This is a genomic window from Allobosea sp. 01N443 (assembly GCF_056399325.1).
Map to the genome: position 1 here is coordinate 1 of NZ_JBFTRC010000196.1, position 12,965 is coordinate 12,965.

A 12,965-nucleotide genomic window follows, 5' to 3' on the forward strand; every position below is an offset into this window, starting at 1 on the left:
GCCTGGGAGCCCCGAGGGTCGCGATCCTCTCGGCCGTGGAGACCGTGACCACCAAGATCCCCAGCACGATCGAGGCGGCAGCGCTCTGCAAAATGGCCGATCGCGGCCAGATCACCGGAGGCCTGCTCGATGGGCCACTGGCGCTGGACAATGCGATCAGCCCGGAGGCGGCCAGCATCAAGGGCATCGTCTCGCCGGTAGCAGGCCGAGCGCAGATCCTGGTGGTGCCCGACCTCGAAGCCGGCAACATGCTGGCGAAGAACCTGACCTTCCTGTCCGGGGCCGATGCCGCAGGCATCGTACTCGGCGCGCGCGTGCCGATCATTCTGACCAGCCGCGCCGACAATGTCCGGACCCGCCTCGCCTCCTGCGCCGTTGCCGGGCTCTATGCCCATGCGTTGCTGCAGGCCAAGCCAATCGGAGCCTAGCCGGTGACCGAGGTCCTGTTCGTCGTCAATGCCGGCAGCTCGAGCATCAAGTTCAAGCTCTACTGCGTCGCAGGCGACGATATCGAGCTGATGTTCGGCGGCGCCGTGGACGGGATCGGAACCCGTCCGCGGCTCAAGGCAAAGAGCCATGACGGAACGTCGCTGATCGAGCGCAGCTTCACCGTCGCGGAGGTTGCGAACTCGGCGCAGGCGCAACAGGTCGTTGCCGACTGGGTCGTCGGCGAGATCCGGGACATGGCCATCATCGGCATCGGCCATCGCGTCGTCCATGGCGGCCCGGTCTATTCGGCACCGGTGCTGGTCGACGACGCGGTAATGAAGACGCTCGAAACCTTCATCCCGCTCGCGCCACTGCATCAGCTCAGCAATCTCGACCCGATCCGCGTGCTGCGCCAACGCCGGCCCGACCTGCCGCAGGTCGCCTGCTTCGACACGGCCTTCCATCGCGGCCATCCCGAACTCTCAGACCGTTTCGCCCTGCCGCGTGCGCTCTATGACGAGGGCGTCCGGCGCTACGGCTTCCATGGCCTGTCCTATGAATATGTTTCGAAGGCGCTGTACGGCATCGCACCGGAGATTGCAGACAAGCGGGTGATCATCGCCCATCTCGGCTCCGGGGCTTCCGTCTGCGCCTTGCAGGGCGGCCGCAGCATCGAGACGACGATGGGCTTCACCGCGCTGGACGGACTGCCGATGGGAACGCGCTCGGGTTCGCTCGATCCCGGTGTCGTCCTGCATCTGATCGAGCAGAAGGGCATGAGCCCGGCCGCAGTCGGCCAGATGCTCTATCACGAAAGCGGCCTGCTCGGGCTGTCCGGCATCAGCAACGATGTGCGCGAACTGCAGGAGAGCGAGAGGCCCGAGGCCGCAATGGCGATCGACTTCTTCAGCCTCCGCGTCGCGCAAGCCATCGCCAGCCTGTCGGTCACGCTCGGTGGGCTCGACGGCATCGTCTTCACGGCCGGCGTCGGCGAGAACGCCTGGCAGGTCAGACAGAACGTGGTTGATCGCCTGCACTGGGCAGGACTGTCGCTCAAGGCCGAGGCCAACCGGCGCAATGACAGGCGCATCGATGCCGAAGGCAGCCGGACGCAGATTTTCGTCGTCGCGACGGACGAGGAACGCATGATCGCGCAGCATACGCTGCGGCTGCTTCGGAGCACCGGAGTGGCTGCGCGAGAGCCCGCGCGGTCATAACACAGGATCAGGAAGCAGCCGGTTCTCGCCGCAAGCGCAACCGCCGAGCTCGGAGAGTGATGATGATAGTGGTCCGTCTACCCGCAGCGACAGCCCTGGCGGTGGCGCTCCTGACCGTCGGCAGCGTGCTCGCCCCGGTCTCGCGCGACCTCTCGATCACGGCGCCGGCCCAGGCCCAGTCGAAGATCCAGGCGTTCCTCCAGCGCTTGCGCAGCGGCTCGATGCCCAGCGGGATTGCCAAGTCGAACGGCCGTATCGAGGCGACGCAGATCGATATCTCCGCCAAATATGCCGGCCGCCTGTCGCAAGTGCTCGTCAATGAAGGCGACGACGTCACCGCCGGGCAAGTGGTCGCGCGCATTTCGTCGCCGGAATACGAAGCCCAGCTTCGCGGCGCCCAATCCCAGGTTCTCAAGGCCAAGCATGGGCTGGCGGAAGCCAATGCGCTGATCGTCCAGCGCAAGAGCGAGATCACCCTCAGCCAGGCTGAGCTGGAGCGTGGCCAGCAGCTCGTCGACAAGGGCTATCTGACCAGGCAGACCTTCGACCAGCGCGTCGCCAAGGCGGATACCGCCAAGGCCGCGCTCGTCGCAGCCGAGGCCCAGCGCGACCAGGCGCAGTTCGCGATCAAGAGCGCCGAAGCCGAGGTCGACCGCATCGAGGYGGTTCTCGTCGACATGACGCTCGTCGCGCCCCGCAGCGGCCGGGTTCAGTACCAGCTCGCACGCGCGGGCGAGGTCGTCGGCGCAGGCGCGCGCATCCTGACGCTGCTCGATCTCAGCGATGTCTACATGACGATCTATCTCCCGGCCGCACAGGCCGGGCTGCTCGCCCTTGGCGACGAGGCCCGGATCACCGTCGATCCGCTGCCCCAATATGTCATCCCGGCCAATGTCGGCTTCGTCGCGGCGGACGCCCAGTTCACGCCGAAGAGCGTCGAGACGGCCGACGAGCGGGAGAAGCTGATGTTCCGCGTCAAGCTGCAGATCGATCCGCGCGTCCTGAAGAAATATCACCGCCAGGCCAAGACAGGGGTGCGCGGCATGGGCTTCGTCCGGACCAGCCCGTCGATCCAGTGGCCCGAAGATCTCACCGTGAAGCTCCCCTGATGAACGACGGCGTCATTGCCAAGGTCGAGCATGTCTCGCACCGGTACGGCAAAACGGTTGCGCTCGACGATGTCTCGATCGACTTCCCCTCCCGCCGCATGGTGGGGGTGATCGGTCCCGACGGCGTCGGCAAATCTGCGTTGCTCGCCCTGATTGCCGGCGTCAGGGAAATCCAGACCGGACATGTCACGGTCTTCGGTGGCGACATGGCCGACAAGGCCCATCGCGAGAAGCAGGGCGCCCGCATCGCCTATATGCCGCAGGGCCTAGGCCGCAATCTCTATCCGACGCTGAGCGTCTTCGAGAATATCGACTTCCATGGCCGGCTCTTCGGCCAGGGCGAAGCTGAGCGCAGGCGGCGGATCGACGAGTTGCTGAAGGCGACGGGTCTCGACCCGTTCGAAGGCCGCCCGGCCGGCAAGCTGTCGGGTGGCATGAAGCAGAAACTCAGCCTGTGCTGCGCCCTGATCCACGACCCGGACCTCCTCATCCTCGACGAGCCGACCACCGGTGTCGACCCGCTGTCGCGCGGCCAGTTCTGGGACCTGATCAACACCATCCGTGGCCGGCGGCCGCAAATGAGCGTGATCGTCGCCACCGCCTATATGGACGAGGCCGAACGCTTCGACTGGCTGGCCGCCATGGATGACGGCAAGGTGATCGCCTCGGGGCCGATCTCCGAGATCCTGGGGAAGACAGGCCAGACATCGCTGGAAGCCGCCTTCATCGCGCTGCTCCCGGAGGCGAAGCGGGCGCAGCACCAGGAGGTCATCGTACGCCCGCGCCCGGCCAGCGACAGCGCCGTGCCGGCGATCGAGGCCGAAGGATTGACCCGACGCTTCGGCGATTTCACGGCCGTCGACCATGTCAGCTTCCGGATCGAGCGCGGCGAGATCTTCGGCTTCCTCGGCTCGAACGGCTGCGGCAAATCGACGACGATGAAGATGCTCACCGGCCTGCTGCCGGCGACCGAGGGCTGGGCCAAGCTGTTCGGCAAGCCGATGGGCTCCAACGACATGGAGACGCGCCGGAATGTCGGCTACATGTCGCAGGCCTTCTCGCTCTATACCGAACTCACGGTCCGGCAGAATCTCGAACTCCACGCAAAGCTCTATCACCTGCCGAACGATGAGATCGAAGGTCGCATCGCGGAGCTGCTCGAGCGCTTCGACCTCAGGGATGTGGTGGACTCTCGGCCCGACAGCCTGCCCCTCGGCATCAAGCAGCGCCTGCAGCTTGCGGTCGCCGTACTCCATCGGCCGGCCATGCTCATTCTCGATGAGCCGACCTCCGGCGTCGACCCGATCGCGCGCGACGCCTTCTGGCGCACGCTGATCGATCTCTCGCGCGATGACGGCGTGACGATTTTCCTCTCGACGCATTTCATGAACGAGGCCGAGCGCTGCGACCGCATCTCCCTGATGCATGCCGGCAAGGTGCTCGCAGTCGGCACACCGGAGGAACTGGTCAGGGAACGTGGAAGCTCCTCGCTGGAGGACACCTTCGTCGACTATCTCGCCGAGGCCGCAGGGATCGATCGCGAAGCGAAATCGGAGGCGCCTGACCCGAACGCGGTACTCCCGCCACCGGAACCCATCCGGGCCCCGCGCCGCTTCGACCCGAAGCGGCTCTGGGCCTATTCGCGGCGCGAGACGATGGAGCTGCTGCGCGATCCGATCCGGCTCGCCTTCGCCTTCCTGGGCCCGCTCGTCCTGATGATCGCCTTCGGCTTCGGCATTTCCTTTGATGTCGAGAACCTGCGCTTCTCGGCGCTCGACCAGGATAATACCCCCGAAAGCCGCCAGCTGATCGAGGCCTTTTCCGGCTCGCGCTATTTCGACGAGCGTGCGCCGATCAGGACGGCCGAAGAGCTCGACCAGCGGCTGAGGAACGGCGAGTTGCAGCTCGCGATCGAGATCCCGCCCGGCTTCGGGCGCGACCTGCAATCCGGCAGGAAGCCGGAGGTCGCGGTCTGGCTCGACGGCGCCATGCCGTTCCGCGCCGAGACGACGAAGGGCTACGTCACCGGGCTTGCCGCGCAATACGCCAAGGAATGGCTCGCCCAGAACAGTGCCGGCACGAGCGCGGCCAGTCTCGTCAATGTCGAGACCCGTTTCCGCTACAACCAGGCCTTCAAGAGCGYCAATGCGATGGTGCCGAGCGTGATCATGCTGATGCTGATCCTGATCCCGGCCGTCATGTCCGCCATTGCGGTGGTGAGGGAGAAGGAGACCGGCTCGATCGCCAATTTCCAGTCGACGCCTATCACCAAGTTCGAGTTCCTGTTCGGCAAGCAGCTGCCCTATATCGCGATCGCGATGATCAGCTTCGTGCTGCTGGTGCTGCTTGCGATCATCCTCTTCGGGGTGCCGATCAAGGGCTCGATCGCGATGCTGGTGCTCGGCACCCTGCTCTACGTGATCGCGACGACGGGCTTCGGCCAGTTGATCTCGACCTTCACCAGGACACAGGTCTCCGCCGTATTCGCCACCGCGATCCTGTCGATCATACCGGCAGTGAACTTCTCGGGCCTGCTCGTTCCGGTCGCCTCGCTGTCGGGCGGAGCACGGATGATCGGGCTCGGCTTCCCGACGGCCTGGTATCAGCCGGTCAGCGTCGGCGCCTTCACAAAGGGCCTGGGGTTCGACGACCTGTCGTTCAACCTCATCATGCTCGCTGGCTTCGCAGTCCTTTTCCTCGTCGTCTCGCAGCTTCTCCTGCGCAAACAGGAGCTCTGAGATGTCGCCGGAGAGAACCAGCGCCACGACGGAACCAGCGCAGCAAGGGCCAACGGGCCTTCGGCTGCATCTGGCCAATATCTACCAGCTCGTCATCAAGGAACTGCGCAGCATTCGGGCTGACCCTGTCATGCTCATCCTCGTGGTCTATGCTTTCAGCATCGCCGTCTACACGGTGGCGACCGGTGCCTCGACCGAGGCGAAGAACCTGACCGTCGGCATTGTCGACGAGGACCGCTCCGATCTCTCGCGCCAGATCCAGAACGCACTGAACCCACCGCTGTTCAAGAGCGCGCTGACGATCAGCGCACGCGACATCGACGAGGAGATGGATCACGGCCGGCTGGTCTTCGTGCTGGAAATCCCGCCCTCCTTCCAGGCCGATCTTCTCTCCGGCCGGCGGGCATCCGTGCAGCTCAATGTCGATGCCACCGCGATGACCCAGGCCGGAAACGGCTCGGTCTATATCCAGTCGATCATCGCGCAAGAGGTGACGAATTTCCTGGCCGGCCGGGAAACCGTGACCAGCGCCCCCATCAATGTCGTCATCCGCTCCAAGTTCAATCCGAACCTGAATTCGGCCTGGTTCACCTCGGTGATGCAGGTGATCAACAATGTCACGTTGCTGACAGTGATCCTGACCGGCGCGGCGCTGATCCGCGAACGCGAACAGGGCACGGTCGAGCATCTGCTGGTGATGCCGGTCGTGCCGGCCGAGATCATGCTGGCGAAGATCATCGCCAACGGGCTCGTCATCCTGGTCGCGGCCGGGCTGTCGCTCGCGGTCGTCGTGCAATGGTGGCTGCAGGTGCCGATCGCCGGCTCGCTGACGCTCTTCCTGGCGGGTGCGGCGCTCTACGCCTTCACGGTCGCGGCGCTCGGCATCATGCTCGGCACGCTCGCCACCTCGATGGGCCAGTTCGGGCTGCTCGCCATTCCGATCCTGGTGATCATGCAGCTCCTGTCGGGTTCCAGCACGCCGATGGAGAGCATGCCCGTCTGGCTGCAATATGTGATGCAGATCATCAGTCCGACACCGCATTTCGTGGGGTTCTCGCAGGCCGTGCTCTATCGCGGCGCGGGCCTCTCCGTGGTCTGGCTGCAGCTCGTCGCGCTCGTCGTCATCGGCAGTGTATACTTCACCTATGCGCTCAGCCGTTTCCGCCGCGTGATCTTCGGAGACTAGCCAGATGGGCACGATCGACGACATCGTCCGCGGCAAGAAGGGCCTGATCGTCGGCATCGCCAACGAGGACAGCATCGCCTTCGGATGCGGCAGGGTCCTGCACCGGCTCGGCGCGGAGCTGGCCATAACCTATCTGAACGCCAAGGCCGAGAAATGGGTGCGCCCGCTCGCGGAGGAACTCGGCAGCCCGATCATCATGCCGCTCGATGTCGAGATGCCCGGGCAGCTCGACGCCGTGTTCGAGGAAATCACAAGGCGCTGGGGCAAGCTCGACTTCGTCATCCACTCGATCGCGTTTGCACCGCGCGACGACCTGCATGGCCGGGTCGTCGATGTGACGCGGGACGGCTTCGAGCAGGCAATGCGCGTCTCCTGCTATTCGCTGATCGAAATGGCCCGCAAGGCCGAGCCGCTGATGAGCGCGGGCGGCGCGATCCTGACCATGAGCTATTACGGCGCCGAGAAGGTGCTCGACAATTACAACATCATGGGACCGGTGAAGGCTGCGCTCGAGAGCACGACCCGCTATCTCGCCCATGAACTCGGCCAGAAGGGCATCCGCCTGCACGCGCTCTCGCCGGGCCCGTTGAAGACACGCGCCGCCGGCGGCATCGCCGGTTTCGACGAGCTTCTGTCCCAAGCCGCGGCGCGGGCTCCGCAAGGGCGCGTCGTCACCATCGACGAGGTCGGGCAGGTCGCCGCTTTCCTGATCAGCGATGCCGCCACCGGCATGACCGGCAACACGATCTATGTCGATGCCGGCTATCACATCATGGGTTAGGTCATCGGACCGGACATCGTATCCCGGCCGGTGATCTTCTGCGTTTGCATCGGCCCTCCCGAAAACCGTCATCCACTTTTCGAGCCGATGATTCTCTGTGCTTGCATCGGCTTTCCCGAAAACCGTAATCCACTTTTCGGGCCGATGCCTGAGGCTGCCCGCCGCACGCTTCAGGCGGGGACAGCGCGCGGCGTTCCGTCCGGATCCGTCGCTTCCGGCTCCTGCGAGATCGGTGCCGTCAATGGGTCGATGATCTCGAAGGGACGCTCGACCCGGACAGGCGGCGCCTTGACGAGCACGCGCAGGCCGGAGACCGCGGCGAGCAGGATGGTCGCGGCCGCCATGAAATAGAGCAGCCCGCCAATATCGAAGCGCGACATGACGGCGGCGCCGAGCATCGGCCCCAGGGCCGAGCCGAAGCCGCTGACCAGGATCAACCTGCCGCTGACGGCAACGACGCGATCTGAGGGCATGCGATCGAGCGCATGGGCGACGCAGACCGGATAGAGCGTCGACATGAAGCCGCCGAGCACCGCCGCCACGGGCAGCACCGCTGCAAGCTTCGGGGGCAACATGACCAGCAGCAGCGCCGCCGCCGCAAAGCCGAGCGCGAGGCCGGCCAGAACCAGCCGGCGGTCGCCACGATCAGACAGGCGCCCAACCGGAACCTGAAGCGCCAGACCGCCCAGCACCGCGACCAGCATGAAGAGCGCGATCGTCTGCTGCGGCACGCCATTGCTCAGCATCCAGGCCGGTACGAGCGCGTAGAAGGCGCTGCTGATCATGCCACTGATGACGCAGCCGACCACGGCCACCGGCGCCTGCCGGGTCAACTCGCCATAGCGCAGCGTCGCCTCCGGTGCGATCCCCGGCGCCTCGGCGCGCGTCGTGCTGACCATCACCAGGGCAAGTGCAAAGAGCACGGCGATGATGTTGAAGGGCGTCATGGAGTGAATGGCGAGTTTGCCGATCAGCAACTGGCCGAGCGCCAGCGCCAGGAACGTGCCGACCATGTAGATCGAGAACACCCGCCCGCGCTGATCCGCCTGCGCCTTGGCGTTCAGCCAGCTCTCCGTGGTGATGAACAGGCCGACGCAGCCCATGCCGATGACGGCGCGGCAAACGATCCAGGCCAATGGCGAGACAAGAAGCGGCATCGTGGCTGTCGCAACCACCACCATGCCCGCGAATGCGGCATAGGCGCGGATATGGCCGATGCGCTGGATCACCTGCCCGGACCCGACCGCCCCGATGGTGAAGCCGATGAAATAGGCGCTGAGCACGACGCCGTTCAGCGTGGAACCGAAATCCTCGATCGTCAGCCGCAGGGACAGGAAGGTGTTGAAGAAGCCGTTCGCGAGCTGAATGAGGCTCGTCGCGGCGATGAGAGTTCCGATCTGCACGAGCATCGGCCAGGCTCCTTTCGCTAGCGGCCGAGAGATGCCGGCCAGAGTGTCGCGCGCCCGCAGGAATGCGACGTCCGCCCCGGAGATTCTTCGGGCGGTCCAGGGTGGCTAGCGTGAGAATGTGGGCTGAGTGCGTCGCAACATGGACTCGGGTGCCTGCCAGTTCGCGACGGGCGAGCAGCAGAACCATCCGCTGGATGTCAGTCGTCCTGCCTCAGCTCCCAGGCGAGCATGGCATCATGGATCGCGTCGAGTTCCTCGTCCTTCGCCCGGCAATCCGGCCTGGTGCGCAGTTCCTCGAGGCGCTCGCAAGCGCAGGCGTAGTCCTCTTCCGAGTAGATAATGACCAGCCGATTCATGACCAACTCACCAAGCATAAGACGGGCCAGGCCGCCCGCGATGACGACATGGGCTGGTCTAAAGACCGCCTGCATGACCTGCAGATGACAGCCGCGGGTGCCACATGGGATGCGCCCTGGGCGCTATCCGAACCGGCCGCTTCCGATATGCTCGTCGAACGATCGCCACGCCCGAGCCAAGCCGCAGACCGATATGGATGAACACGCCCTCCTGAGCCGCCTCGCCGTTTCCCTCGCCATCGGGCTCGTGGTCGGTCTCGAACGTGGCTGGCGCACGCGCGACGAGGATGACCACCAGCGCGCCGCGGGCCTGCGCACCTTCGCGCTGTCCGGGCTGCTCGGCGGCGTGACCGGAGCCATCGGCCAGCAGCTCGGGGGCATCGCGATCGGCCTGGTCTTTCTCGGATACAGTGCGGCTTTCGGCGCCTTCCACTGGCTGGAGGCGCGCGCCGAGCAGAATGTCAGTGCGACCTCAGTCATCGCCGGGATGCTGACCTTCATGCTGGGCGCGCTCGCCGTGGTGGGCGATCTCACTGCGGCGATTGCAGGCGCAGTCGCGATGACCTTGCTGCTGGCGTTGCGCGAACAGCTGCACCGGTGGGTGGCCTCGCTGAGCTGGCAGGAAATCCGCTCGGTCCTGACCCTGCTCGCGATGTCGTTCCTGTTGCTTCCGATTTTGCCGAACCGCCCGATCGACCCATGGGGATCGATCAATCCCTATTCGATCTGGCTGCTCGCCATCCTGATCGCGGCCGTGTCCTTCGGAGGCTATGTCGCGGTCCGGATCTTTGGCGACCGCCTTGGCGTGATCATGGCGGCGGTCGCCGGCGGCCTCGCCTCCTCCACCGCGACAACGCTGACCCTGGCCGGGCTCGCGCGCCAGCATTCTGATTCCGGCCGTCTGCTCAGCGCCGGCATCCTCATCGCCGGGGTGGTGATGGTCCTGCGCGTCGCTGTGGTCGCGATGGCATTGAACCCGGTCCTGATCCCGCTCCTTGCACTGCCCCTTGCCTGCGCCGGCGGCGTCCTGGCGGCAGGCGCCGGCCTCATGCTGATCAACACTGGCGGCTCCTCCGAGCGCCCGGAGCTGAAGATCTCGAATCCACTGGAACTCGGCTCCGCTCTGAAGATGGCAGCGTTCATCGCGGTGGTGATGCTTGCCGCACGCCTGCTGCAGCAGCATTTCGGCGATGCGGGCGTGCTCGCCACGGCCGCTCTGTCCGGCATTGCTGATGTCGATGCCGTCGTGATCTCGATGTCGCGCATGGCGCTCGGCGTCATTGACCCGACGCTCGCGGGCCATGCGATCCTGCTCGCGACAGGCGTCAACACGTTGGTCAAGGCCGGGCTCGCCGCCTCCACGGGCGGTTCAGCACGCAGATCCGGCTCGATGTCTGGCAGTGCCGGCCGGTCGTTCTGACCGCGCGGCGATCGACCATGCCATATCCGGCCCCGATGCCGGCGTTGCCCAGCGGCTGCGTGCCTCCATAGCCGATCGGCGGGCCTGCGCCCGGGATCCCGCCGCCACTCGAATGCAATCGGATATCCGGCACACTGTCGCTGAGCGAGGGGGGCCCAAGACCTTGCCTGGGGCCACCAGGTGTGAGCGGCGCGTTCCCTGGCGTGCCGATCTGCGCCCCGGCCGGCGCTGCCAGAACCAGGGAGAGCATGAAGGACAAAGCTGCGGTGAACCTGCGCGTCATGGTGAGACCTCCCGGAACAACCAGCACTTGCACGGCTTGGAAGGCCTGCGTCGTCGCAGCCCTCGGCGCTCTTGTCGAGATCACACCTGTTGCAGGCCCGTGTCGAGTCGCGAGTCGGCGCCTCCGGTGGCTGCCGCTCGTCATTGACCGAGGCTGCGATCGACCTGTGAACGCGGCGGGCGAGCGAGCTGACGCGGCATGACACCGTCAAGCGGCCCAGGCGATATCCGCCAACATCGGGGCTCGGGGACTGCCCCGGGGCAAGCAGTACGACTGCCCGAGGTCGGGCCGTGAGCTATCGAGAGCGAGCCCCGGGGGCCTGTGCGTGTTGGCTACCGAGTTGAACGACAATCAGATCTAGCCTGCCGTCGGGAGCGATGCGGATCACGCTGCCGTCTTCGTTCAGGATATAGGCTGACAGGCCTGCCTTCTGCGCGCGTTCGACCTCCCTGCGCCGGAACTGCTCAAGCTTCTCGTCACAGGTGGGGCTCATGGTGCGCTCCGACATTCGTCAGTGCGTGAAAGACTACGCATTCCGGCCGGTCGGATATGTGAGGCACCTCACTTAGCGTGACGCAGGGATGCCCGAGTGGGAATGCTGGGTCCGGGACGGCATGCCCAAGCGACGTTCCGCCGTCGTCGGACACGGCTCTCGCTACGCCAAATTGTGACGCCGATCTTCATCAGCTGGCTGGCACCAACGCCCGGCGTTTTCGTCGAGCGGCCGCCTTGCCGTATAGCTCTGCTCATCGAATCGCCATTGACGGAAGAGATCATGCCTAAGCTCTGCAAGTTCACTTCGCCCTCCGATGGGAAGCCCGTCTACGTCAATCCCGCGCAGGTCAGCGTGGTCTATACGTTCAAGGGCAACCCGCCGGACACCATCATCGGCTTCCGCAAGGACTTCATGCTCGGCGTGAGGGAGAGCCTGGAAGAGGTGGTCGAGATTCTCGACAAGGCGACGGCCGAGGAGACGGCTGGCAGCTAGACCTGCGAAACATGGGGCAGCCGGGTCGCTCGGGCCGTTCCGGCTCGCGCGGGAGCGTCCCGGCCTTGCTCCCGATTGACCTTATCCTGGTCAGGACAGCCGCCTGTCGCGGATGTCGAAAATGCGCTCGCATATCCCGAGATGTTGGGCGAGCAGCGTCTGCAGAGGCGTCAGCGGCCGGAAAGCGCGCATGTCCTGCTCGAAATCGACCACCTCGGCCCAAGCCGCGATCGCCTCATCGGCAGCGAGCAATTGCTCCTCGGTCGGGGCCCCGACGTGGGGTTGGCCCCTCTCTTCCGCGAGGCTCAGCGCGATCGTCTGCCGCAGCTCCTGCTCCAACCGAATGAGCGGCTCGAGTTCATCGACATAGGACATGAAATCTCCTCCTGCAGGCGCAGCGAGCACTCGCTGCTGATCGGATCGTGTGTGAGCCATTCAGGCAGCTCGCGAGTAGGTACCTTCCGCCTGCCACACACCCATATCGTTCAGCGCCTAGAGCCWGACAGCATGGCATTTGCGAGCGGGAAGCCGACTTGCCCGCATTGCTACCGGACATATGCAAAGCAGGCCGCCACTCGGAAGTGATGCTTCGCGATTCGTGATCAGCAGCATAAGACCGAGGAAACGCTCGGCTCTTTGCCCCAGATTGGCCCTACGGCTGATCCGGAATGCTTGTGAAACCAAGCTAAACAATGGTGCGCAGGAGGGAACCGTAAGAAATCTATATGGCATTCAAATTTAAAATATTTTTCTAATTCAAGTATCCATAAGGCCAACAATCAAAAACGCCGCGGCGCTCCAAGTGAGCTTTCCACAGGCGGAAGCGTTTTGAAGCAAGTCTGGCGATACGCCCCTCACGGCGCTTGCCCAACGTCTAGCAAAAATGGGCGCGAATGCTATCTTCGCGCCGGGATGACGCAAGAGACTCGACGGCAGGTGGTCACGATGAAACAGGCATTGTTCGCGGCAGTTGCCGTCATTGGCATCAGTGGTACAGCCACCGCCCAAAATTGCCCCTATGATTCCCGGTGCATCAACAATCCGTATGG

Annotated in this window: 13 protein-coding genes; 8 read left to right on the forward strand and 5 right to left on the reverse strand. The window is 64.9% G+C overall.

Annotated features, from left to right (window positions below; translation table 11 throughout):
- The 6 genes from AC1DRP_RS30550 to fabI all read left to right on the forward strand — a co-directional run.
- On the forward strand, positions 1-428 hold a 428-nt coding region (locus AC1DRP_RS30550), incomplete at its 5' end, for a phosphate acyltransferase (protein WP_476770448.1).
- A gap of 3 nt (positions 429-431) precedes the next feature.
- Positions 432-1,646, forward strand: a complete 1,215-nt coding sequence (locus tag AC1DRP_RS30555) for an acetate/propionate family kinase (protein WP_441506073.1) — start codon at positions 432-434, stop codon at positions 1,644-1,646.
- Between the two features lie 62 nt (positions 1,647-1,708).
- Positions 1,709-2,755: an HlyD family secretion protein gene (locus AC1DRP_RS30560; RefSeq protein WP_476770449.1), complete on the forward strand. Its 1,047-nt coding sequence runs from the start codon at positions 1,709-1,711 to the stop codon at positions 2,753-2,755.
- The gene (rbbA, locus tag AC1DRP_RS30565) at positions 2,755-5,493 is read left to right on the forward strand and encodes a ribosome-associated ATPase/putative transporter RbbA (protein WP_476770450.1); all 2,739 of its coding nucleotides are present in this window, start codon (positions 2,755-2,757) and stop codon (positions 5,491-5,493) included. Before AC1DRP_RS30560 ends, rbbA begins: the two co-directional genes overlap by 1 nt.
- 1 nt (position 5,494) lies before the next feature.
- Complete coding sequence (locus AC1DRP_RS30570; RefSeq protein ID WP_441506071.1) at positions 5,495-6,679, forward strand: ABC transporter permease; 1,185 nt, start codon at positions 5,495-5,497, stop codon at positions 6,677-6,679.
- 4 nt (positions 6,680-6,683) lie between these two features.
- The gene (gene fabI / locus AC1DRP_RS30575; protein WP_441506070.1) at positions 6,684-7,460 is read left to right on the forward strand and encodes an enoyl-ACP reductase FabI; all 777 of its coding nucleotides are present in this window, start codon (positions 6,684-6,686) and stop codon (positions 7,458-7,460) included.
- A 170-nt stretch (positions 7,461-7,630) separates the two neighbouring features.
- On the opposite strand, the gene AC1DRP_RS30580 is transcribed toward fabI, so the two are convergent.
- Positions 7,631-8,869, reverse strand: a complete 1,239-nt coding sequence (locus AC1DRP_RS30580; RefSeq protein ID WP_441506069.1) for an MFS transporter — start codon at positions 8,867-8,869, stop codon at positions 7,631-7,633.
- A 197-nt stretch (positions 8,870-9,066) separates the two neighbouring features.
- On the reverse strand, positions 9,067-9,225 hold the full coding sequence (locus AC1DRP_RS30585) for a hypothetical protein (RefSeq protein ID WP_441490082.1): 159 nt from the start codon (positions 9,223-9,225) through the stop codon (positions 9,067-9,069).
- Positions 9,226-9,418: 193 nt separating this feature from the next.
- Here AC1DRP_RS30585 and AC1DRP_RS30590 point away from each other — a divergent pair, with 193 nt between their 5' ends.
- Entirely contained in the window at positions 9,419-10,645 is a 1,227-nt protein-coding gene (locus AC1DRP_RS30590) for an MgtC/SapB family protein (RefSeq protein ID WP_476770451.1), read from the forward strand.
- A gap of 578 nt (positions 10,646-11,223) precedes the next feature.
- Here AC1DRP_RS30590 and AC1DRP_RS30595 read toward each other — a convergent pair.
- Complete coding sequence (locus AC1DRP_RS30595; RefSeq protein WP_441490085.1) at positions 11,224-11,421, reverse strand: hypothetical protein; 198 nt, start codon at positions 11,419-11,421, stop codon at positions 11,224-11,226.
- 282 nt (positions 11,422-11,703) lie between these two features.
- Here AC1DRP_RS30595 and AC1DRP_RS30600 point away from each other — a divergent pair, with 282 nt between their 5' ends.
- Complete coding sequence (locus AC1DRP_RS30600) at positions 11,704-11,916, forward strand: hypothetical protein (RefSeq protein ID WP_441506066.1); 213 nt, start codon at positions 11,704-11,706, stop codon at positions 11,914-11,916.
- Between the two features lie 90 nt (positions 11,917-12,006).
- Here AC1DRP_RS30600 and AC1DRP_RS30605 read toward each other — a convergent pair whose 3' ends face one another.
- Positions 12,007-12,291 carry a hypothetical protein gene (locus AC1DRP_RS30605; RefSeq protein ID WP_476770452.1) on the reverse strand — a complete coding sequence of 95 codons (285 nt, stop codon included), beginning with the start codon at positions 12,289-12,291 and terminating at the stop codon, positions 12,007-12,009.
- Between the two features lie 381 nt (positions 12,292-12,672).
- Positions 12,673-12,965 (reverse strand): hypothetical protein (locus AC1DRP_RS30610; protein ID WP_476770453.1); only part of this gene is annotated, 293 nt, incomplete at its 5' end.

What these genes read in the sequence shown, in the direction of transcription:
- AC1DRP_RS30570 (WP_441506071.1), top strand. Translation starts at nt 5,495, where the DNA reads ATGTCGCCGGAGAGAACCAGCGCCACGACGGAACCAGCGCAGCAAGGG.
- fabI (WP_441506070.1), top strand. Translation starts at nt 6,684, where the DNA reads ATGGGCACGATCGACGACATCGTCCGCGGCAAGAAGGGCCTGATCGTC.
- AC1DRP_RS30580 (WP_441506069.1), bottom strand. Translation starts at nt 8,869, where the DNA reads ATGCTCGTGCAGATCGGAACTCTCATCGCCGCGACGAGCCTCATTCAG.
- AC1DRP_RS30585 (WP_441490082.1), bottom strand. Translation starts at nt 9,225, where the DNA reads ATGAATCGGCTGGTCATTATCTACTCGGAAGAGGACTACGCCTGCGCT.
- AC1DRP_RS30590 (WP_476770451.1), top strand. Translation starts at nt 9,419, where the DNA reads ATGGATGAACACGCCCTCCTGAGCCGCCTCGCCGTTTCCCTCGCCATC.
- AC1DRP_RS30595 (WP_441490085.1), bottom strand. Translation starts at nt 11,421, where the DNA reads ATGAGCCCCACCTGTGACGAGAAGCTTGAGCAGTTCCGGCGCAGGGAG.
- AC1DRP_RS30600 (WP_441506066.1), top strand. Translation starts at nt 11,704, where the DNA reads ATGCCTAAGCTCTGCAAGTTCACTTCGCCCTCCGATGGGAAGCCCGTC.
- AC1DRP_RS30605 (WP_476770452.1), bottom strand. Translation starts at nt 12,291, where the DNA reads ATGTCCTATGTCGATGAACTCGAGCCGCTCATTCGGTTGGAGCAGGAG.